The sequence below is a fragment of the Neisseria sp. P0001.S007 genome (assembly GCF_051963655.1).
Classification (GTDB): Bacteria; Pseudomonadota; Gammaproteobacteria; order Burkholderiales; family Neisseriaceae; genus Neisseria; species Neisseria subflava_A.
In genome coordinates this window covers 1-23,007 of record NZ_JBQCUB010000001.1, presented here as the reverse complement: position 1 = coordinate 23,007, position 23,007 = coordinate 1, and the positions used below count along the sequence as shown (strand labels likewise).

The window sequence follows — 23,007 nt, the reverse complement described above, 5'->3', positions numbered from 1 at the left end:
GCATTTTGAGGCCGTCTGAAAAGTTTTCAGACGGCCTTTGCTTTAGTGCTTGTCTGAATCGTGTTTACCGTCTTCAATCATGCCGGCTTCAGCGGCGTGTTTGGCGACCATCTCATGCTCGTGTGCAGTTTCTTTAAAGAATTTGCGCACAACCACATAGAACAAAGGCACAAGGAACACAGACAGAATCGTACCGATCAACATACCCCAGAACACGGTCGTACCAATCGCACGTTGGCTGGCGGAGCTGGCACCGCTGGCAACATAGAGTGGTACCACGCCCAAGATGAAGGCGAACGAGGTCATGATAATCGGACGGAAACGCAGGTGTGCGGCGGCAAGCGCAGCTTCAAGCGCGCTCTTGCCTTGCGCTTGCAGGTCTTTGGCAAATTCGATAATCAAAATCGCGTTTTTCGCACTCAAACCCATCACCGTAACGAAACCGACTTGGAAGTAGATATCGTTGGCATATGCCGGAATACTGCCCAGCAGTGCTTCAAACATGTTACGGCCGGTTACGCCTAATGCCGCGCCAATCAAGCCCAACGGAATCACAAGGATAACCGCCAACGGGATAGACCAGCTTTCGTACAAAGCAGCCAATACCAAGAATACAGCGGCAGCGGCCAATGCGTACAACACGACAGTTTGCGAGCCGCCTTTAGCCTCTTCACGAGACTGACCGCCCCATTCCAAACTGTAACCGCCACCCATTTCATCAACCATTTGCTGTACCGCAGCCATGGCCTGACCGGAAGATACGCCATTAACAGGCGAGCCGGAAAGCTCCATTGCCGGATAACCATTGAAGCGGACGCTTTGTTCCATACCGTTTTCCCAAGAAACAGTAGCAATGGTAGAAAGCGGTACGGCAACGCCGGATTTGTTCGGCACGGTCAGGTTCAGAATATCGGCAGGCTGCATACGGGCACTCGCATCAGCTTGTACCATTACGCGTTGCAGACGGCCTTGATTCGGGAAGTCGTTTACATAAGACGAACCCAAAGCAGAAGCCAAAGCAGTACGGATATCAGAGAACGAAATACCTTGTGCGGCTGCTGCGGCACGATTGATGTCGATTTTCAACTGCGGCGCATCTTCCAAACCGCTCGCACGAACGGTACTTGGGTTAAACAAACCGCTTTTGCGCATTTTGTCAATCAACTCATTGCGCTTGGCCAACAATGCAGCATGGCCGCTGTTGTTACGGTCTTGCAGGTAAATCGTCAAGCCGGAGCCTGTACCCAATTCCATAATGGCAGGAGGCACAATCGCCAAACCGAAACCGTCTTTCAGCGTAGCCATCATCATACCGGTCAACTTACCGGAAATAGAAGTCGCATCGCTGCCCGGAGCAGTACGTTCGCTCCAGTCTTTCAGAATGACAAAGCCCAAAGCCATGTTTTGACCGGAGCCTGAAAAACTGAAGCCGGAAACGGTAATGATGTTCTCAATCTCAGGTATAGATTTTGCCAGCTGAGTGATTTGAGCCAAAGTTGCATCGGTACGCTCTTTGGTCGCACCGGCAGGCAGCTGCACGCTCAACATCAAGTTACCTTGGTCTTCAGACGGCAAGAAGGAAGTCGGCAGACGCATAAATAGGAATACGCCCACAACAGTCAAACCAATATAGACAACCATCATGCGCAAAGTCTTACGCAAGACTTTGGCAACCCAACCTTCGTAGCCGTGTGTCCAGTTGTCGAATTTCTTGTTAAACCAACCGAAGAAACCTTTTTTCTCTTCGTGATGACCATTCTGAATCGGCTTGAGCATGATGGCACACAATGCCGGAGTCAGCGTCAAAGCAAGGAATGCGGAGAAGCCGATCGATGCCGCCATGGTCAGGGCAAACTGTTTGTAAATGTTACCGGTTGCACCGCTAAACATTGCCAGCGGCACAAATACGGACATCAACACGGCAGTAATACCGATCACCGCGCCGGAAATCTGACTCATCGCTTTTTTGGTTGCAGCCTTAGGCGGCAGACCTTCGTTCGCCATAATACGCTCAACGTTTTCAACAACCACAATCGCGTCATCGACCACAATACCGATCACCAATACCATCGCAAACATGGTCAATACGTTAATCGACATACCCATGTATGAGATGAAGGCAAAACCGCCCAACAGGGAAATCGGCACAACAATGGTCGGAATCAATGTATAGCGGATGTTTTGCAGGAAGAGATACATCACCAAGAATACCAATACGATGGCTTCCAAAAGCGTATGGATCACTTTCTCAATCGAAATTTCCACAAATTTGGAAGTATCGTAAGGAACTTTCCAGCTCATGCCGTCTGGAAAATACTTCTGCAAAACCGCCATTTTTTCTTTTACGGCAGTCGCCGTTGCCAAAGCGTTACCGCTGTTGGACAACATCACTGCCATACCGGTGGTATTCACACCGTTCAGACGAGTAGAGGAAGAATAGTCCTGCATACCCAAGCTGACTTTGGCAACGTCTTTCAGATAGACGTTCGAGCCGTCGGTATTGGATACCAAAATGATGTTGCCGAACTCTTCAGCAGTGCTCAGCTGACCTTGCGCTGTAACGGTTGCCGAAATGGTCTGTCCCGGCACAGCAGGCAGAGAACCGATAGAGCCTGCAGAAATTTGAATATTTTGTGTCGCAAGCGCATTGGTTACCGTTGCAAAAGACAGGTTGTAGTTTTGCAGTTTTTTCGGGTCAACCCAAATACGCATGGCGCGTTGCGCACCAAACAATTGTACCTGCCCTACCCCGTCGATACGCTGCAGTTCAGGAATGATATTGCGCTGGGCGTAATCGTTCATTTCCTCAATGGATTGCTTTTCAGAAGAAAGCATGACCACTTGCAAGAAGTTGGAACGCGCTTTAGATACGGTTACACCATATTGCTGTACGGTAGACGGCAATGTGGACAACACTTCCGACAATTTGTTCTGCACGTCTACCTGCGCCAAATCTTCATTGGTTTCCGGTGTAAACGTCAGACTGACGCTGCCGCTGCCGCTGGAATTGGCAGAAGTCGTCATATAGTCCAAACCTTCCACACCGTACATATTACGTTCGATAACGGCCAGTACGCTGTCTTCCATTACCTGAGCAGAAGCGCCCGGATAAGTAGCGCGCAAAGTAATGGTCGGTGCAGCAACGGACGGATATTGGGAAATCGGCAGTTTTTGAATGCCGAAAATACCCGCTGCGATGATAAAAATCGCAATAACCCATGCAAAAATGGGGCGGTCAATAAAAAACTTAGACATTCATGCGTTCCTTATTTGGCTTCAGATGCAGCTTTAGCTTCAGGCTTGGCCTCGGATGCAGCCTGGCCGTCTGAAACTGCCGGTGTTGCTGCCGCAGCGCTTGCCGGCGGCGTCCATTCTTTCGGCGTTACCTGTTTAGCACCCGACATAGCGGCAATGCTGATGCCTTCAACAATCACTTTGTCGCCGTCTTTCAGGCCGTCTGTAATAACCCAATTGGTACCTTGCTGTTGGGCAATGGTCACGACACGCGCTTCCATTTCGCTCTTGTCATTCACTACCATCACAGTATCTTGCGAACCGCGGGTAACTGCTTGTTGCGGCACTACAAATGCATTATCCACAGCCACTTGTTCCATCAATACGCGCACATACAAGCCCGGCATCAAGATATTTCTGTCGTTAGGAATGGCGGCGCGCAAGGTAATTTGACCAGTCGTTTCGTTGACAGTCGGATCTGCAAACAGCAGACGGCCTTTTTCAGGGTAAACCGTACCATCGTCAAATTTGATGTCCACTGCAATCGCGCCGTTTGCCGCCAACAATTTGCCTTCGGCAACCTGTTGACGCAGTTTCATGACCTCACTCGCAGACTGGGTAACATTGACATACATCGGATTGGTTTGTTGGATGGTGGCCAAAACAGTGGTATCGCCGGAATTCAGCAGCGTACCTTCAGAAACTTTAGATTGACCGATAAAGCCGGAAATCGGCGCAGTAATGCGGGAGCGGTTCAGGCTGATACCGGCAGATTTGATGGCTGCTTGTGCAGATTTGACGCCTGCCTCTGCTGAACGCTTGGCCGTTACGGCCGCATCATATTCTTGTTGGCTGATGGCATCGGCGGCAACCAGCGGTTTATAGCGGGCTAAGTCGGCATTCGCTTTAGCCAAAGTAGCTTGCGCACTTGCCAACTGGGCGCGTGCGCTTTCTAAATTTGCTTCATAAGTTGAGCTGTCGATTTGGTACAAAGGCTGACCGGCTTGAACATAGCTGCCCTCTTGGAACAGTCGTTTTTGCAAAATACCGCCGACTTGGGCGCGAACTTCGGCAGTACGCAATGATTCCAGACGGCCCGGCAACTCGGTTGTCAATGCAACGGTTTCCGGATGCACAGTAACCACACGGACTTCAGGCGCAGGTTGTTTTTGCTGTTGCTGACTGCCTTGCGCCTGTTGGCCGGCTGCTTTTTCATTGCCTTTACCGCAAGCGGAAAGCGCCAACGCAGTAGCTGCTGCAATTGCCGCGACACGCATCATTTTAGAAGCATAAAGAGCCATAATTTTCCTATCTCTATGATAAATAAGGGTTTGACTAATTAAAAATTGATTACTTTAATCTCATATTTCACAAACAGAAATTGCCTGCTTTTATGAAAAACAGGCTGATTATATAGTGTTGAGAAAAACTATCAAGTATTGAATTAAATTATACATACATTCTTGAATGTTCAGAAGTAATTTTTTATAATCCAAACCATAAATTTACATTTCCTACAAAACAACTATGAGAAGAACCAAAACCGAAGCCTTAAAAACCAAAGAATATCTCATGCTTGCCGCATTGGATACGTTTTATCAGAAAGGCATTGCCCGCACCTCGCTCAACGAAATCGCCCAAGCCGCAGGCGTAACGCGCGGCGCGCTGTATTGGCATTTCAAAAACAAAGAAGATTTGTTTGACGCCTTGTTCCAACGGATTTGCGACGACATCGAAAGCTGCATAAAAGAAGACTCGAACAATAATAACGAACAGGCTTGGTCAAGCTTCCGACTGACCCTGACCCGTTTTTTCGAGCGCCTGCAACACAACGAGCTTCACTATAAATTCCACAGCATTTTGTTTTTAAAATGCGAACACACCGAGCAAAACGAGGCGGTTATTGTCATCGCTAAAAAACACCAATCGCTATGGCGTGAAAAAATCGTTGCTGTCCTGACTGATGCGGTACAACAAAAAGCGTTGGCGGATAATTTAGATATCGATATGGCAGTCATCTTCATCAAGTCTTCATTAGACGGCTTGATTTGGCGCTGGCTTTCTTCAGGTCAAGGCTTCGATTTGGCGCAAACTGCCCCACGCATGATTGAAATCATCATTGATACATTGGAAAACCATCCGCAATTAAGAAAACAATCATAAACATCAAAAATAAAAGGCCGTCTGAAACATTAAAAGTTTCAGACGGCCTTTTGGTTCAAACCTAATTAACGCGTTACCGGTTTATAACGGATACGTTTCGGTTTCGCACCCTCTTCGCCCAAACGGCGTTTCTTGTCGACTTCGTATTCCTGATAGTTGCCGTCAAAAAACACCCATTTAGAGTCGCCTTCACAAGCCAGAATATGCGTAGCGATGCGGTCGAGGAACCAGCGGTCGTGCGAAATCACCATCACGCTGCCGGCAAATTCCAACAATGCGTCTTCCAACGCGCGCAGAGTTTCCACATCGAGATCGTTGGACGGTTCGTCCAACAGCAACACATTGCCGCCGCTCAACAAAGTTTTTGCCAAGTGCAGACGGCCGCGTTCGCCGCCCGACAATTGACCTGCAATTTTGCTTTGGTCGCTGCCTTTGAAGTTGAAGCGTCCCAAATATTGGCGGGCGGGAATTTCAAACTGACCAACCTGCAAAATGTCGCGGCCTTCGGCGATGTTGTCGAACACAGTTTTGTCGTTTTGCAAACCTTCGCGGCTTTGGTCAATCAGACTCATTTTCACGGTTTGCCCGATTTTCACTTCGCCAGAATCAGGCTGCTCTTTGCCTGAAATCATTTTGAACAGCGTCGATTTACCCGCGCCGTTCGGACCAATGATGCCGACAATCGCGCCCGCAGGCACTTTGAAGCTCAAATCGTCAATCAGCATTTTATCGCCGAACGATTTGGAAACGTTTACAAATTCAATCACTTCATTACCCAAACGCTCGGCGACGGGAATGAAGATTTCCTGCGTTTCATTGCGTTTTTGGTATTCGTAGTTGCTCATTTCCTCAAAACGCGCCAAACGCGCTTTAGACTTGGCTTGGCGGCCTTTAGCATTTTGGCGCACCCATTCCAATTCCTGCTTCATCGCTTTCACGCGCGCAGCTTCGGATTTCGCCTCGTTTTCCAAACGTTTTTCTTTCTGCTCCAGCCAAGACGAGTAATTGCCTTTCCACGGAATACCGTGCCCTCGGTCGAGTTCCAAAATCCATTCAGCGGCGTTGTCGAGGAAGTAGCGGTCGTGCGTTACCGCAACCACCGTGCCCGGGAAGCGCACCAAGAATTGCTCCAGCCATTCCACCGATTCCGCGTCCAAGTGGTTGGTCGGCTCGTCCAGCAACAGCATATCGGGCTTGCTCAATAAAAGTTTGCACAAAGCCACACGGCGTTTTTCACCACCGGACAGATTGCCGATTTTGGCATCCCAATCAGGCAGGCGCAGCGCGTCGGCAGCGATTTCCAATTCGTGTTCCGCACCGCCGCCGGTAGATGAACCAGCCGCAATAATCGCTTCCAAGCGACCTTGTTCTTCCGCCAACGCGTCAAAATCCGCATCAGGATTGGCATACTCGGCATACACTTCTTCCAAGCGTTTCTGCGCGGCAGCCACTTCGCCCAAACCGCTTTCTACTTCCTCGCGCACAGTTTTCTCAGGATCAAGCTCAGGCTCTTGCGGCAGGTAGCCGATTTTAATGCCGCCCATTGGCACGGCTTCGCCCTCAAATTCTTTATCCACGCCCGCCATAATCCGCAGTACAGTAGATTTACCCGCACCGTTCAAACCGAGCAAACCGATTTTTGCACCGGGGAAAAATGAAAGGGAAATGTCTTTAATAATGGTTTTTTGCGGCGGCACAACCTTGCTCACGCGCAGCATAGAATAGACGTATTGTTGGGACATAGTTTTCTCGTTTCCGTCAAACAAATTTCAGACGGCCCATTTTAACCTATTGCCCCAATACTTGCTTGTTCAAATGCCGTCTGAAAATAGAAATAAGCATCAAAATATACACCGCGCCGAACCGATACCCTCATTGCCCGACGGTATCAATGCCAAACCGCAAAAAATTTGATTTAAGCCAGTTTATCCTTGAACTGGCATTGCCAATATCCGGCGCGCTTCATAAAATGCACCTATATCCTTGAAAGTACGCACACAAACAATAACAACAGAGAACACCACACCAAGGAACCTTTCAGATTTCTCAATAAAAATACTTTTCAAAAAAAGGATTTACCTCATGTCGGAAAATACGCAAAAAACAGCAAAACAAGGTTTGCCATCACTGGCAAAAAGTACGATTTGGATGCTGAGCTTCGGCTATCTCGGCGTTCAGACGGCCTTTACCCTGCAAAGCTCACAAATGAGCCGAATTTTTCAAACTTTAGGCGCTGACCCGCATAATTTGGGCTGGTTTTTCATTTTGCCCCCATTGGCCGGTATGTTGGTTCAACCGATTGTGGGCTACTACTCAGACCGCACTTGGATGCCGCGCTTGGGCGGCCGTCGTCTGCCCTATCTGCTTTACGGCACGCTGATTGCGGTCATCGTCATGATTCTGATGCCGAACTCGGGCAGCTTCGGTTTTGGCTACGCTTCCTTGGCGGCTTTGTCGTTTGGCGCGCTGATGATTGCGCTGTTGGACGTATCCTCCAATATGGCAATGCAGCCGTTTAAGATGATGGTCGGCGATATGGTCAACGAGGAGCAAAAAGGCTACGCCTACGGCATTCAAAGTTTCTTAGCAAATACGGGCGCGGTTGTGGCGGCGATTCTGCCGTTTGTGTTTGCGTATATCGGTTTGGCGAACACGGCCGAAAAAGGCGTCGTGCCGCAGACCGTGGTCGTAGCATTCTATGTGGGCGCAGCCTTACTGATTATTACCAGTGCGTTCACCATCTTCAAAGTCAAAGAGTATGATCCGGAAACCTACGCCCGCTACCACGGCATCGACGTGGCTGCGAATCAGGAAAAAGCCAACTGGTTCGAACTCTTAAAAACCGCACCTAAAGCGTTTTGGACGGTGACTTTGGTGCAATTCTTCTGCTGGTTCGCCTTCCAATATATGTGGACTTACTCAGCAGGCGCGATTGCAGAAAACGTTTGGCAGACAACCGATGCTTCTTCCGTAGGCTATCAGGAAGCGGGCAACTGGTACGGCGTTTTAGCTGCGGTGCAATCCATTGCTGCCGTTATCTGCTCGTTTATTCTGGCAAAAGTACCGAATAAATACCATAAAGCCGGTTATTTCGGTTGCTTGGCTTTGGGTGCACTCGGTTTCTTCTCCGTTTTCTTCATCAGCAATCAATACGCACTGGTGTTGTCTTATACCTTAATCGGTATTGCGTGGGCCGGTATCATTACCTATCCTTTGACGATTGTGACCAATGCCCTCTCAGGCAAACACATGGGTACTTATTTGGGTCTGTTTAACGGCTCTATCTGTATGCCTCAAATCGTCGCCTCCCTGCTGAGCTTTATCCTCTTCCCTATGCTGGGCAGCCATCAAGCAACCATGTTCTTGGTTGCAGGCGCAGTCTTGCTGCTTGGAGCCTTCTCAGTATGTCTGATTAAAGAGACCCACGGCGAATAATCCATCAATACCATCGGCAAAGGCCGTCTGAAACCTTTGCCGAACTTACAATTTTAATAACAGGAGCTTCATAAATGTATACAAGAATCATGGAAATCAGCCCTTGGACGCTGCGTTCAGCAAAACTGGAAAAAGAACACAAACGGCTGCAAGAGAGCCTGACCAGCTTGGGCAACGGCTATATGGGTATGCGCGGCAGCTTTGAAGAAACCTACTCCGCCGACAGCCACTTGGGCACCTACATCGCCGGCGTGTGGTTCCCCGACAAAACCCGCGTCGGCTGGTGGAAAAACGGCTATCCTAAATATTTCGGCAAAACCATCAACGCACTTAATTTCAGCAAAGTCAAAATCTTTGTCGATGGACAAGAGGTCGACTTGGCGCAAAACGACGTTGCCGACTTCTCCGTCGAACTCGATATGCAACACGGCGTGTTGCGCCGCTCGTTCACCGTATTCGGCGTGCGTTTTGATGTGTGCAAATTCCTGTCCGTCGCGCAAAAAGAGCTGGCTCTCATCCGCTGGGAAGCCGTATCCGTTGACGGCAAAACCCACCAAGTCCGCATTGATTCGATCATCGACGCCGACGTGAAAAACGAAGACTCCAACTACGAAGAAAAATTCTGGCAGGTATTGGACAAAGGCGTTTCAGACGACCGCTCCTACATTGCCACCCAAACCGTTGCCAACCCTTTCGGCGTGGAACAATTCATCGTCAACGCCGAGCAAACCTTCACTGGCAGCTTTAAAGCCCTCGGCGGCAGCCAAACCGATTGGCAGGTCTCCAATTCTTTCGAGGCCGAAGTCGGCGGCACGCCCGAAACCTTTGAAAAACGCGTGATTGTTACCACCAGCCGCGATTATCAGGGCTTGGAAGCAGTGAAAGCCGCAGGCCGCGCCTTGTCGGAAAAAATCGCAGGCGTTGCGTTTGAAACCTTGCTGGAGGCGCACAAAGCAGGCTGGCTGCACCGCTGGGAAATTGCCGACGTGGTCATCGAAGGCAGCGACGAAGCGCAGCAGGGCATCCGCTTCAACCTGTTCCAACTGTTCTCCACCTACTACGGCGAAGACGCGCGCCTGAACATCGGCCCCAAAGGCTTTACCGGCGAAAAATACGGCGGCGCGACCTATTGGGACACCGAAGCCTATGCCGTGCCGCTTTACCTCGCACTGGCTGAACCCGAAGTTACCCGCAACCTGCTGCAATACCGCCGCAACCAACTGCCGCAGGCGCAACATAACGCGCGCGAACAGGGCTTGGCGGGCGCACTCTATCCGATGGTAACGTTTACAGGCATTGAGTGCCACAACGAATGGGAAATCACCTTCGAGGAAATCCACCGCAACGGCGCGATTCCTTACGCCATCTACAACTACACCAACTACACCGGCGACGAAAGCTATCTTGCCAAAGAAGGCTTGGAAGTCTTGGTCGAAGTATCCCGCTTCTGGGCGGACCGCGTCCACTTCTCCAAACGCAACGGCAAATACATGATTCACGGCGTAACCGGTCCGAACGAATACGAAAACAACATCAACAACAACTGGTACACCAACACCCTTGCCGCATGGGTATTGGATTACACCAGAGAAGCCTTGGCGAAATACCCGCGTCCGGATTTGAACGTGAGCGCCGCCGAGTTGGAAAAATGGGCGGACATCAGCGCGAATATGTACCGTCCGCATGACGAAGAACTCGGCGTATTCGTCCAACACGACGGCTTCCTCGACAAAGACATCCGCCCCGTGTCCGCGCTTTCGCCCGACGATTTGCCGCTCAACCAGAAATGGTCGTGGGACAAAATCCTGCGTTCGCCCTTCATCAAACAGGCGGACGTATTGCAAGGCATCTACTTCTTCGGCGACCATTTCAATATCGACGAAAAACGCCGCAACTTCGACTTCTACGAACCGATGACCGTGCACGAAAGCTCGCTGTCGCCGTGTATCCACGCCATCCTCGCCGCCGAACTGGGCAAAGAAGAAAAAGCCGTGGAAATGTACCAGCGCACCGCCCGCCTGGACTTGGACAACTACAACAACGACACCGAAGACGGCCTGCACATCACCTCCATGACCGGCTCGTGGCTCGCCATCGTCCAAGGTTTCGCCCAAATGAAAACCTGGGGCGGCAAACTCAGCTTCGCACCGTTCCTGCCGAGTGCGTGGACAGGCTACGCCTTCCACATCAACTACCGAGGCCGTCTGATTAAAGTCGCCGTCGGCAAAGAAAACGTGGTCTTCACCCTGCTCAAAGGCGAGCCGTTCGATTTGCAGGTGTATGGCAAAGACATCACGCTCAACGGCAGCCACACCGTTGCATTGGAAAAATAAGGAGGGCGCAAAATGACTTTTACCGCAGTCTTATTTGACCTCGACGGCGTCATCACCGACACCGCCGAATACCACTACCGCGCATGGAAAAAGCTCGCCGAAGAACTGGGCATCAGCATCGACCGCAAGTTTAACGAGCAGCTCAAAGGCGTGTCGCGCGACGATTCGCTCAAACGCATCCTTGCTCACGGCGGCAAAACCGTCGGCGAAGCCGAGTTCGCCGAACTGACCCGCCGCAAAAACGACAACTACTTGGAGATGATTCAGGCAGTCAAACCCGAAGACGTGTACCCCGGCATTTTGCCGCTGCTGGAAGCATTGAAAGCAAACGGCAAAAAAATCGCCCTCGCGTCCGCCAGTAAAAACAGTCCGTTTCTGCTGGAACGCATGGGGCTGACCCACTTCTTTGACGCCGTCGCCGACCCTGCCGCCGTCGCGCATTCCAAACCCGCACCCGACATCTTCCTCGCAGCAGCCGAGGGCGTGGGTGCGGATATCCGCCAATGTATCGGCATTGAAGACGCCGCCGCCGGCGTCGCCGCCATCAAAGCCTCCGGCGCCTTGCCCATCGGCGTGGGCAAAGCCGAAGACTTGGGCAGCGACATCGCGCTGGTGTCCGGCACCGCCGAGCTGACCTACGCCTACCTGCAAAACGTGTGGGCACAGTCGGGCAGGTAAAATACTAAGGAAGTAAAAAGGCCGTCTGAAAACTGGATTTCAGACGGCCTTTATTCTAAAAGTTTCCAGACGACGTTTGAGGTCTTCTGAAAGTTTGAAACAGTGGTGAGAACGACAGACAACGCGTGCGTGCGTACCGCACACACCCTACACCTCGATTTTAAAGTTTGTGTTGCCGCAGGTAGGGTGTGTGGCGCAGCCACGCACGCGGTTGGTGGGGATACAGGCTACGGCTTGCTACGGCTTGATCAGGCTTTGTTGTCTATCAACTTCAGCTTTACTCAATGCAACTAATGTATCAGATATGCAAAAAATAGCATACACCGTCATTAAGAAATGAAGAAACCAAATTTCTGAATAATAATTGTATTTATATTTAAATAAATAATTTCCGAATATTCCATTATACCAGTTTTCCACGTATGGTTTAAAAAATATAGCTATTAGCGTAAAAAGTAAACCATATAGGATGGTAATAATAAGATTAATAACTTGCTGGCGACTAAGGTCTAATTTATAAACTATGCGAAGTTTAATATAATTATAAATACCCGTCAAACCTGCACTTAATATTAACAACGGAAATGCATCGTTATTAACAAAACTAAAGTCATAGGTTTTAAAAGAATAAAGAGAATAAAATAATACTGACAAAAACAGCATGATGACTTGTATATATATATCTATACTTAACCATTTATAAATTTCTATTTGCTGATTAGTCATCGATTTATTTTTTAAGAAAAATAAATTACTCGTTAATAACAAGAATAAAATTATTATAAATGATAAGATCATAAATGAAAGGGTGCAAAACTGTATTTTTTCTGAACTTAGAAAACCTGGAAATATTACATTTAAAATCAAAAAAACAACAATAAAAGAAATAAAATACTTATTATGCATAATCAAATCCTAAGTTTCAAATTTTCATTCAGATCCAAACTACTCTACCCCAAACAACAAATTCTCTTTAATCCCCCGAATTCTATCCCGCAACACAGCAGCTTCTTCAAACTGCAAATCCCTAGCCGCCTGTTGCATGGCTTTTTCCAATTTGGCAATTTCTTTAATCGCGTCTTCTTCGTTGTGAATCTCGCCGACTTTAACCTTATTTTTACCTTTCAGACGGCCTTTAATATTTCCAATCAACCCAACGTTACCATCTCAATCTGCTCCATACTTCTACCCAGGAAGCGTTCGCCGATGGTGCGGAAACGCAGTGGGATGTCGCTGACGTAGAAGCGGTAATCCGGGTCGTCGTTTTCTGTATTCAGCAAACCTGCTTGTGCTAAGGCTTTGGCGGTGGCTTCGGCGGTGGTGATGGCGGAATCGACCAAGGTGACGTTTTGCGCTTCGCGGCCGATAAGCGGTTTGAGCAGTGGGAAGTGGGTACAACCCAACACCAGCGTGTCGATGTCGTCGGCCAAGAGCGGCTTCAGGTATTCGCGCACGGTCAGGCGGGTGACTTCGTGATCGAGCCAGCCCTCTTCTACCAATGGCACAAGCAGGGGCGCGGCTTGCGTGCGCACCAGCGTGTCGTTGTTTTTCGAATGGATGGCGCGCGCGTAGGCATTGCTGTTGACGGTGGTATTGGTCGCAATAATGCCGATTCGGTTGTTTTTGGTGGTTTGCAAAGCGGCTTCCGCACCGGCAGAGATGACGTCCAATACGGGCATATTGCCTGCTTTTTGGCGGATTTTCTGTCCAGCAACGGCGGCGATGGTGTTGCACGCGATAACCAGTGCTTTGACATCGTTTTCCAGCAGGAAATCGACAATCTGCATGGCGAAGGTTTCGATGGTGGCGCGGGATTTGGTGCCATATGGAACGCGTGCGGTATCGCCGAAATAGATGATGTTTTCCATCGGCAGGCGTTCCATCAGGGCGCGGACGTTGGTCAAGCCGCCGACGCCGGAATCGAATACGCCGATGGGGCGTTGTTTGCTGGTACTCATGGTTAATTTCTTCAATATAGTGTTGAGGCCGTCTGAAACCGTTTTTCAGACGGCCTGAAGGTTAAACATATTCTTTTTTATCGTTTTCCATCCAAGCCTGATGCGAGCAAATCCACAACAGTACGATACCGCACACGGTCGAGCTCAACATCATACCGGCCATCACCAAAGCGGAACCATTATGCAGCCAAGTCGTTGCCATGCCGACCGATGCGCCGATAAGGGATTGGAACACGCCCAAGACGGCATTTGCACTGCCGCCCTCTGCGCTGAAATAGCTCATAAAGCAGGCCTGAGTGTTCGCACCGACCAAGCCTTGCGTACCGACTGAAAACATCACACATGGTACCAAAGCCCACAAAGGCGGCAGAGACAGCGACAATACCAAAACCGTCATCAGCAGATTGGCGGCAAATTGGACGATAATGCCCCATTTGAGGATGTTTTGCGGATGCGTACCGGTTTTCAAACGCCATGCGGTAACGCGGTTAAACGACATCATGGTAATGATATTAAGCGCAAATATCCAAGCATATTGGTTTGGTGAAACATGATACAGGTGTTGGTAAACGAACGACGATTCGGTCAAAAAGGCAAACATCGAACCAAAACTGAAAGCTTGGAAAAACAGATAGCCCATCGCAGCTCGCGTTTTCAAAACGCGTTTAAACCTGCCTGCCACCACGCCGAACACGTCCATGCTGATTTTACCTTTTTGGTGCGGCTTGGGCAGGAAATACCACATCAACCCCCAAAGCAGCAGCGAATAGCAGGCCAGAAAGCCGAAAATCATGCGCCAACCGCCCAAATTCTGCAAGCCGGCACCAATCATCGGCGCCATCAGCGGCACAATCATCAGAATGATGCCGATTAAGGCAAACATCTGCGCGGCTTTGCGTCCGGAATAATAATCGCGCACCATCGCGCCGGAAATCACCACGGTCATCCCCGCACCAAACGCCTGCAAAGCACGCAAGTTCAACAGCTGCTCGACATTATTCACCATCGTCAAACCGATAACGGCGGCAAAGTAAATGCTCAAGCCCACCAAGGCGACAGGTTTGCGGCCTTTAATATCCGAAATCGAACCGCCGACCACCTGACCAAACGCCACGCCAAACATAAAAAAGCTCAGGCTTTGCTCAATACGGTGGATGTCCGAACCCAGCGACTTCGCCATTTCGGGAATCGCAGGCAGATAGGCATCGACAGAAAACGGCATCAGCGCGACCAACATCGCCATCAGCACGGCCATAATTTTTTCGCCCAAAGGGGCTTGTTGTGCAGTCATTCCGACTTTCGCTTTCGTAAAAAATATTCAAAAAACAAAGAAAACAACCGCCTTGTCAGACGGTTGCGGATTGGATGGAATTATAGCAGATTTCAACCTTGTCCAATCACTGCAAAAAAACCTTTGCAAAACTTAAGGCCGTCTGAAACTTTGCTTGGTTGAACCCCCTCGCCGCAAACGTTAAAATGCTTGTTTTTTTAAGACAACAAATTGTTTCACATCACGGATCCTAAGGAATAATCATGACTACATTTCAAATTGCGCGTGCCGACGGGAAAACGCTCGAAATCCAAGGTAAAATGGCCAACCGCCACGGCTTGATCGCCGGTGCGACCGGTACGGGGAAAACCGTTACACTGCGCCGCATGGCAGAAGCCTTCAGCAGCGAAAGCGTCCCTGTATTCTTGGTCGATGTCAAAGGCGATTTGTCGGGCATCGCGCAAGCCGGTGCCAACAGCGGCAAAGTGGGCGAACGCATCGCCGAGTTTGATTTGGGCGAGCAATGGCTGCAAAGTTTCCCCGTGCGCTTTTGGGATGTTTACGGCGAAACCGGTATTCCCGTACGTGTCACCGTTTCAGAAATGGGCCCGCTGCTGCTGGCGCGTTTGATGAACCTGAACGATACGCAGGAAGGCCTGCTCAACCTCGTGTTCAAAGTTGCCGACGACAGAGGCTGGCACATTCTGGACTTAAAAGACCTGCGCAGCATGTTGAAACACGTTTCCGACCACGCTTCGGAATACCGCACGCAATACGGCAACGTTTCTGCCACCAGTATCGGCGCGATTCAACGCCAACTGCTGACTTTGGAAAACGAAGGTGCAGAAAAATTCTTCGGCGAACCTTCCCTCAACCTGCAAGACTGGATGCAAACCGACAACGGCAAAGGTATCATCAACATCCTTAATTCCGAAAAACTGATGTGCTCGCCGCGTATGTACAGCGCGTTTTTGCTGTGGATGCTGGCAGAATTGTTTGAAACCCTGCCCGAAGTCGGCGATTTGGACAAACCCAAATTCGTGATGTTCTTCGACGAAGCGCATTTGATGTTCGACAATGCCGCCAATGCGCTGGTCGAACAAATCGAACAAGTCGTGCGCCTGATCCGTTCCAAAGGCGTGGGCGTATATTTCGTCACCCAAAACCCGCTTGACTTGCCCGATACCATTCTCGGACAGCTCGGCAACCGCGTGCAACACGCCCTGCGCGCCTTCACACCGCGCGACCAAAAAGCAGTCAAAGCCGCTGCCGAAACCTTCCGCAGCAACCCAAACATCAAAGTTGCCGAAGCGATTGCCGAACTCGGCGTCGGCGAAGCCCTCGTTTCCTTCCTTGATGAAAAAGGTATGCCCGAGCCGGTAGAGCGCGCCCTTATTCTGCCGCCGCAATCTTCCTTAACCCCGCTTGCCGCAGAAGAGCGCAACCGCTTGTTCCAAAACGATGATTTGTATCCAACCTATAAAGACATAGTGGACAACTACTCCGCTTTTGAAGCATTGGCCGAAGCAGACAGCCAGGCTGCCGCTGAAAAAGAAGCCGCAAATGCCGCCAAAGAGCAGGAAAAAGCACAAAAAGCTGCAGAAAAAGAGGCTGCCAATGCCGATCCCGGCATCCTTGGCGGACTGATCGGCGGTTTGAGCGGCGGACGCAAAAAATCCGGCCAAGGTTTGGGCTACAACGTTGCCGACGCCATCGGCAGCCAAATCAACCGCCAAGTAACCAACGCCATTTCACGCAGCGTAATGGGCATTATCAAAAATATGTTCAAATAATCAGCCTGCAAATATAAAAGGCCGTCTGAAAATCAATTTCAGACGGCCTTTTTTTATTTATCAATCCAATCAGTTTTTCATCGATTGAACCGGAGCCGGGATTCTACCGCCTCGGTTGACAAACACTTCGCATGAGCCTTCTTTGACCGGCATTACAGGCGCGTAGCCCAGCAGGCCGCCGAACTCGACGCTGTCGCCGACGGTTTTGCCGGTTACCGGAATAATGCGCACGGCAGTGGTTTTGCTGTTGATCATGCCGATGGCAGCTTCGTCGGCGATGATGCCGGAAATGGTATGAGCAGGCGTGTCGCCGGGGATGGCAATCATGTCCAAACCAACGGAGCAGACGGCGGTCATAGCTTCGAGTTTATCCAGTGTCAGCACTCCGGCTTCGGCTGCGGCAATCATGCCCTCGTCTTCCGAAACAGGGATAAACGCGCCACTCAAACCGCCGACCGCGCTGGAAGCCATCATGCCGCCTTTTTTCACAGCATCATTCAGCAAGGCCAAAGCCGCCGTCGTGCCGTGCGTACCGCAGACGCTCAAACCCATTTCTTCAAGAATGCGCGCCACCGAGTCGCCGACGGCAGGGGTTGGTGCCAACGATAAATCAAGAATACCAAACGGAATATTCAACATTTTTGAGGCTTCGCGGCCGATAAGTTCGCCCACGCGGGTAATTTTGAAAGCAGTTTTCTTCACTACTTCCGCAACTTCGGTCAATGTCGTTGCATCTGAATTTTCCAACGCGGCTTTTACGACACCCGGGCCGGAAACGCCGACATTGATAACGGCATCCGCTTCGCCCGAACCGTGAAACGCGCCCGCCATAAACGGGTTATCTTCCACTGCATTACAGAACACGACGATTTTGGCGCAACCGAAACCTTCGGGCGTGATTTCAGCCGTGCGTTTGATGGTTTCGCCTGCCAGCTTGACCGCATCCATATTGATACCGGCACGCGTGCTGCCGATATTGATGGAGCTACACACGATATCAGTAGTCTTCATCGCTTCGGGAATGGAACGGATCAGCACTTCGTCCGAAGGCGACATGCCTTTTTGCACCAACGCGGAAAAGCCGCCGATAAAGGACACGCCTATCGCTTTGGCAGCCTTATCCAAAGTTTGCGCCACGCTGACATAGGAATCGGCATGGGTGGCCGCGGCGATTTGGGCAATCGGTGTGACGGAAATACGCTGATTCACAATCGGTACGCCGTATTTGGCAGACAGATATTTTGCCGTCGCCACCAAGTCTTTGCCAACAGTGGTGATTTTATTGTAAATGTTTTGGTTCAACACATTGATATCGCTGCTGATGCAGTCGTGCAAATCAATGCCGATGGTAATGGTGCGCACGTCAAAATTCTGGTCGGCCACCATTTTGACGGTTTCTAAAATCTCGCCGGATTGAATACTCATGGCTCTCCCTCCGACTTAAATACGGTGCATGGCTTGGAAAATTTCTTCGTTTTGCATACGGATATCAAGCGCGAGTTTTTTGCTCTCTTCCGCAAACAAATCCAAAACCTCTTGACGCGATTTGGTGCATTTTGAAGTGTCCACCAAAATAATCATGGTAAAAAAATCATCCATCAGCTGTTGGCTGATGTTGAGAATATTGATTTGGTTTTCCGCTAAAATTTTGGAAACGTCGTACACAATGCCCACACGGTCTTTACCGATGACGGTGATGACTGAATTGTTCATAACGCTGTTTCTCCTCATAGGATATTTGAAAAGTGTTGACAATTATAACACTCAGGCCGTCTGAAAAACTGTTTCAGACGGCCTGAGTATTCAAATTTCAATTTTGATTATCGCCCTGCTTTCAAAGCCTGCCACAAGCGAACGCTGAGTTTGCTCGCATCGGTTGACTTAGGGGAGACGATGAAGCTTTTTTCCATCAATTCTTTACTTGGGAAAATCGATTCGTCAGAAGTGTATTTTTCATCCATCAAATCACGCGCCGGACGGCTGGCAGGAGCATAAGTCACATAGTTGCCGTTTTTGGCCGCTGTTTCCGGATTGAGCGTGTGATTGATGTATTTATGTGCATTGGCCACATTTTGCGCATCACGCGGAATCATCAGCGAATCCACCCAAATACCGACGCCGCTTTTCGGCGCCAATACTTCGACTTCGACGCCGTTTCCTGCTTCTTTGGCACGGGTTTTGGCAATATTGAGGTCGCCGCCGTAGCCTACCGATACGCAAAGATTACCGGCCGCCATATCATCGATATAGCCCGACGAGGTAAAGCGTTTGATGTAGGGACGCACTTTTTTCATCATATCGACTGCGGCTTTGATGTCGTCAGGGTTTTCGCTGTTCGGATCTTTGCCCAAATAATGCAAAGCCAAAGGAATCTGCTCGATGGCGCTGTCGAAATAGCTGATGCCGCAGGATTTCAGTTTTTGGGTATATTCAGGGTTAAACACCAAATCCCATTCGTTTTCAGGCAGCTTGTCCGTACCCAAAGCCTTTTGAACCTGCTGCTTGTTAATCGCCAGCGTATTGATGCCCCAGAAATAAGGGACGGCATATTCGTTGCCCGGATCGACGGTTTCCATCATTTTCAACAAATCGGGATCGATATTGGCGTAATCGGGAATTTGCGATTTGTCGATTTTTTGATACGCGCCTGCTTTAATCTGGCGGCCGACATTGGCAATAGACGGCGCAACCAGGTCATAACCCGACTTACCGGTCAGCAGCTTGGCTTCCAGCGCTTCGTTGCTGTCGTAGTAATCGTAGCGGACGTTGATATGCGTTTTGTTTTCAAACGCAGACAGCGTGGCAGGATCGACATAATCCGACCAGTTGTAGATATTAAGTTTATCCGTTTGAGAGGAAGAAGTTTGAGTTTGAGATGCGGAAGATTCTGCGGCGGTTTCTTTTCCACCGCTACACGCAGTCAAGACGAGGCTCAAGATTGCCGCCGCCATCAAAGATTTTTTCATGGTTTCAGACCTTTTGTTCGGGGGTAAAAATATTGCAGCGGTGGCGGATGCCACTTACAAAAGGGAAACTGTGGGGGCGGCCGGCATATGTCCTTTGCCCTTGATTCAGCAAGGTTTGCATTAAACGGCAAAAAGCTTTTGAATGCAAGACCTTAAAGCAGAAAAAATTCTCCCTTTTCAGACGGCCTGAAGCTATGGTTTTATTCATAAACAACATTTTTTCAGAAACAGTTTCATGCCGTCTGGAAAAAACTGTGGGCTTATTCAGACGGCCTCAAGATTTGTCAAAACCGCCCAATTTGTGGGAAAATTGCACGATTGAATTTAATGAAGGGCGACACCGTGTTAGACAGAGAAGGCTATCGCCCCAATGTCGGTATTATCCTGATTAACGAACGTAACGAAGTCTTTTGGGGCAAACGCGTACGCGAACATTCATGGCAGTTTCCGCAAGGCGGCATCAAGCCGGGCGAAAGTCCTGAGACCGCCATGTACCGGGAATTGTACGAAGAAGTCGGCCTGTTGCCGCAACACATCAAAATCGTTGGCCGTACGCGCGACTGGTTGCGTTATGACGTGCCCAGCCACTGGGTTCGGCGCGAATGGCGCGGTTCGTATCGCGGACAAAAACAGATTTGGTATCTTTTGCGTTTGGTCGGCCGCGACAGCGACGTCAACCTCCGTGCCTGCCATCATCCTGAATTTGACGGCTGGCGCTGGCACCAATACTGGGCGCCGGTTGACGAAGTCATCGACTTCAAGCGCGGCGTGTATTTGGACGCATTGACCGAACTCTCCCGTTTCTTGCGCGGCATAGAAAGCTATGAAGACTTTATCCGGCGCAATCCAATAGAAAACCTATAACCCAAACGCTTTCAGGCCGTCTGAAAGCGTTGTTTTTCATCCTTTCTGACGGCCTTTACATTATTCCTATGGCTAAAAACAATCAATACAGCGAATCCAGCATTACCGTCCTCAAAGGCTTGGAGCCGGTCAAAGAACGTCCCGGCATGTACACCCGTACCGACAGCCCGACCCATATCTGTCAGGAAGTGATTGATAACGCGGCGGACGAGGCGTTGGGTGGTTTCGCGACTGCAATCGACGTGCAAATTCATGAAGACGGTTCGCTTTCCGTCCGTGATAACGGCCGCGGCATTCCCGTCGGCCTGCACCCTGAAGAAGGCGTACCCGTAGTCGAACTCGTGTTCACCCGTCTGCACGCAGGCGGCAAGTTCAACAAAAAAGACGGCGGTAGCGCCTATGCCTTTTCAGGCGGCCTGCACGGCGTGGGCGTATCCGTAACCAACGCCCTTTCCACCCGCCTTGAAGTAACGGTCAAACGCGAAGGCAAAATCCACCGCATCGTCTTTTCCGGTGGCGACGTCATTGAGCCATTGACTGAAGTGGGCAAATGCGCCGTCAAAGACAGCGGTACCGAAGTGCGCGTGTGGCCCGACGGCAAATATTTTGAAAGCCCGAATTACAGCATTCCCGAACTCGAACGCCTGCTGCGCGCCAAAGCCGTACTACTGCCGGGCGTACGCGTTTCCCTGACCCGTCCGGTCAAAGGCGAAGACGAAGTGCACACCCAAACTTGGCACTATCCAGACGGCCTAAAAAGCTATCTGACCGACCTCATTGCCGATGCGCAAGAAGCCGTGCCTATCTTCTCCTGTGAAAACTACATTTCAGACGGCCACAACGGCGATTTCAGCATTGGTGAAGGCGCAGCATTTGCCCTGACTTGGCTGGAAGAAGGCTCATGCGCCAACGAAAGCTATGTCAACCTCATCCCTACCCCATTGGGCGGGACACATGAAGCAGGCTTGAAACAAGCCGTGTTCAACGCAGTCAACAACTTCATCAATCTGCACAATCTCTTGCCGCGAGGCGTGAAAGTGCAAAGCGACGACGTGTTCAGCAAAACCGCCTTCGTCCTCTCCGCCCGTGTTCTCGACCCTCAGTTCCAAGGTCAAACCAAAGACAAACTGACCAACCGCGATGCACTGAAACTCGTTGCCACCGTATCGGGCGACCCTTTGGAATTGTGGCTGAACCAAAACGTGGACTACGGCAAAAAAATTGCCGAACTCGCCATCCGTCAGGCACAAGCACGGATGCGTTCGGTTAAAAAAATCGAAAAGAAAAAAGGCAGCGGCGTCGCTGTCCTGCCCGGCAAGCTAACCGACTGCGAAAGCGAAGACATCCGCGAAAACGAACTCTTCCTCGTCGAAGGTGATTCCGCCGGCGGCTCAGCCAAACTTGCCCGCGATAAAGCCACACAGGCCATCCTGCCCCTGCGCGGCAAAGTGCTCAACAGCTTCGAAGTCCACCCCGATCAGCTCTTCGGCAACGCCGAAATCCATGATATTTCCGTTGCCATCGGCGTTGATCCGCATGGCATCAACGACAATCCCGATTTAAGCGGCCTGCGCTACGGCAAAATCGCCATCTTATCCGATGCCGACGTGGACGGCTCGCATATTCAAGTTTTGCTGTTGACCCTGTTCTACCGCCACTTCCCGAAACTGGTCGCCGACGGACACATCTACGTCGCCCAACCGCCGCTGTTCCGCGTCGATGTCAACGCACAAGGCAAAAGCAAACCCGCCCGCAAATTCTACGCCCTCGACCAAAACGAACTCGACAGCATTTTGGAGCGACTACAAAAAGAAGGCGTTAAAGAAACTGCTTATTCCATCAGCCGGTTCAAAGGCTTGGGCGAGATGAACCCCGATCAGCTCAAAGACACCACCATGCACCCCGACACCCGCCGTCTGTTGCAGGTACAAATCCCAGAAGGTGCAGATGACGAAACACGCGACATCTTCGTTAAACTGATGGGCAAAGGCGAAGCCGCCGCCCGCCGCGCATGGATGGAAAAAGAAGGCGATACGGCAGAATTGGATATTTAATCCATTGTTTTAATAGACTAAAGGCCGTCTGAAACTTTAAAAGTTTCAGACGGCCTTTTTTCAATCATCAGAAATTAAGATTAAACAGTATTTCAATATCCTGTTACTTACCTGTTTCTATTTTTGCAGCTGAATTGTGTGTTTAAGACAAATAAAAAAGCACTGATATTATCAGTGCTTTTTAAATAATGGCGCGGCGGACGGGGCTCGAACCCGCGACCCCCGGCGTGACAGGCCGGTACTCTAACCAACTGAGCTA

At 50.2% G+C, this 23,007-nt stretch carries 16 protein-coding genes and 1 pseudogene; 8 read left to right on the top strand and 9 right to left on the bottom strand.

Going from position 1 to position 23,007, the window contains the following annotated elements:
• Positions 1 to 42 precede the first annotated feature (42 nt).
• Both ACTHRE_RS00085 and ACTHRE_RS00080 read right to left on the bottom strand, forming a co-directional pair.
• On the bottom strand, positions 43 to 3,255 hold the full coding sequence (locus tag ACTHRE_RS00085; protein WP_440344794.1) for an efflux RND transporter permease subunit: 3,213 nt from the start codon (positions 3,253 to 3,255) through the stop codon (positions 43 to 45).
• 11 nt (positions 3,256 to 3,266) lie between these two features.
• Positions 3,267 to 4,535 (bottom strand): efflux RND transporter periplasmic adaptor subunit, encoded by a 1,269-nt coding sequence (locus ACTHRE_RS00080; protein ID WP_440344795.1) that lies wholly within the window; start codon positions 4,533 to 4,535, stop codon positions 3,267 to 3,269.
• A 226-nt stretch (positions 4,536 to 4,761) separates the two neighbouring features.
• Here ACTHRE_RS00080 and mtrR point away from each other — a divergent pair, with 226 nt between their 5' ends.
• Positions 4,762 to 5,397: a multidrug efflux system transcriptional repressor MtrR gene (mtrR, locus tag ACTHRE_RS00075; protein WP_440344796.1), complete on the top strand. Its 636-nt coding sequence runs from the start codon at positions 4,762 to 4,764 to the stop codon at positions 5,395 to 5,397.
• Positions 5,398 to 5,462: 65 nt separating this feature from the next.
• Here the strand turns inward: mtrR and ettA are convergent, their stop codons facing one another.
• The gene (gene ettA / locus ACTHRE_RS00070) at positions 5,463 to 7,139 is read right to left on the bottom strand and encodes an energy-dependent translational throttle protein EttA (protein ID WP_440344797.1); all 1,677 of its coding nucleotides are present in this window, start codon (positions 7,137 to 7,139) and stop codon (positions 5,463 to 5,465) included.
• A gap of 340 nt (positions 7,140 to 7,479) precedes the next feature.
• Between ettA and ACTHRE_RS00065 the strand changes: the two genes are divergently transcribed.
• From ACTHRE_RS00065 to ACTHRE_RS00050, 4 genes are all read left to right on the top strand, one after another.
• Positions 7,480 to 8,832 (top strand): SLC45 family MFS transporter, encoded by a 1,353-nt coding sequence (locus ACTHRE_RS00065; RefSeq protein ID WP_440344798.1) that lies wholly within the window; start codon positions 7,480 to 7,482, stop codon positions 8,830 to 8,832.
• A gap of 74 nt (positions 8,833 to 8,906) precedes the next feature.
• Positions 8,907 to 11,165: a glycoside hydrolase family 65 protein gene (locus ACTHRE_RS00060; RefSeq protein ID WP_440344799.1), complete on the top strand. Its 2,259-nt coding sequence runs from the start codon at positions 8,907 to 8,909 to the stop codon at positions 11,163 to 11,165.
• A gap of 12 nt (positions 11,166 to 11,177) precedes the next feature.
• The gene (pgmB, locus tag ACTHRE_RS00055; protein ID WP_440344800.1) at positions 11,178 to 11,843 is read left to right on the top strand and encodes a beta-phosphoglucomutase; all 666 of its coding nucleotides are present in this window, start codon (positions 11,178 to 11,180) and stop codon (positions 11,841 to 11,843) included.
• Positions 11,844 to 11,972: 129 nt separating this feature from the next.
• Positions 11,973 to 12,137, top strand: a complete 165-nt coding sequence (locus ACTHRE_RS00050) for a hypothetical protein (protein WP_440345259.1) — start codon at positions 11,973 to 11,975, stop codon at positions 12,135 to 12,137.
• Positions 12,138 to 12,788: 651 nt separating this feature from the next.
• On the opposite strand, the pseudogene ACTHRE_RS00045 reads toward ACTHRE_RS00050, so the two are convergent.
• The 3 genes and pseudogenes from ACTHRE_RS00045 to ACTHRE_RS00035 form a co-directional block, all read right to left on the bottom strand.
• Positions 12,789 to 12,980: pseudogene (locus ACTHRE_RS00045) on the bottom strand (UvrB/UvrC motif-containing protein); the annotation flags it as partial.
• Positions 12,981 to 12,991: 11 nt separating this feature from the next.
• On the bottom strand, positions 12,992 to 13,801 hold the full coding sequence (gene murI, locus ACTHRE_RS00040) for a glutamate racemase (RefSeq protein WP_440344802.1): 810 nt from the start codon (positions 13,799 to 13,801) through the stop codon (positions 12,992 to 12,994).
• 61 nt (positions 13,802 to 13,862) lie between these two features.
• Positions 13,863 to 15,092, bottom strand: a complete 1,230-nt coding sequence (locus ACTHRE_RS00035) for a multidrug effflux MFS transporter (RefSeq protein WP_440344803.1) — start codon at positions 15,090 to 15,092, stop codon at positions 13,863 to 13,865.
• 242 nt (positions 15,093 to 15,334) lie between these two features.
• Between ACTHRE_RS00035 and ACTHRE_RS00030 the strand changes: the two genes are divergently transcribed.
• Positions 15,335 to 16,864, top strand: coding sequence for a helicase HerA-like domain-containing protein (locus ACTHRE_RS00030; protein WP_440344804.1), 1,530 nt, complete (start codon positions 15,335 to 15,337; stop codon positions 16,862 to 16,864).
• Positions 16,865 to 16,933: 69 nt separating this feature from the next.
• Here ACTHRE_RS00030 and ACTHRE_RS00025 read toward each other — a convergent pair whose 3' ends face one another.
• The 3 genes from ACTHRE_RS00025 to ACTHRE_RS00015 form a co-directional block, all read right to left on the bottom strand.
• The gene (locus ACTHRE_RS00025; protein WP_070646724.1) at positions 16,934 to 18,289 is read right to left on the bottom strand and encodes a PFL family protein; all 1,356 of its coding nucleotides are present in this window, start codon (positions 18,287 to 18,289) and stop codon (positions 16,934 to 16,936) included.
• A gap of 15 nt (positions 18,290 to 18,304) precedes the next feature.
• Positions 18,305 to 18,577: an ACT domain-containing protein gene (locus ACTHRE_RS00020; protein ID WP_003680574.1), complete on the bottom strand. Its 273-nt coding sequence runs from the start codon at positions 18,575 to 18,577 to the stop codon at positions 18,305 to 18,307.
• Between the two features lie 107 nt (positions 18,578 to 18,684).
• Entirely contained in the window at positions 18,685 to 19,830 is a 1,146-nt protein-coding gene (locus ACTHRE_RS00015) for a polyamine ABC transporter substrate-binding protein (protein WP_377073201.1), read from the bottom strand.
• A 327-nt stretch (positions 19,831 to 20,157) separates the two neighbouring features.
• Here ACTHRE_RS00015 and ACTHRE_RS00010 point away from each other — a divergent pair, with 327 nt between their 5' ends.
• A complete protein-coding gene (locus tag ACTHRE_RS00010; protein WP_004520487.1) occupies positions 20,158 to 20,694 on the top strand; it encodes an RNA pyrophosphohydrolase in 537 nt (178 codons plus the stop codon).
• 68 nt (positions 20,695 to 20,762) lie between these two features.
• Complete coding sequence (gene parE, locus ACTHRE_RS00005) at positions 20,763 to 22,748, top strand: DNA topoisomerase IV subunit B (protein WP_377073203.1); 1,986 nt, start codon at positions 20,763 to 20,765, stop codon at positions 22,746 to 22,748.
• Positions 22,749 to 23,007 lie beyond the last annotated feature (259 nt).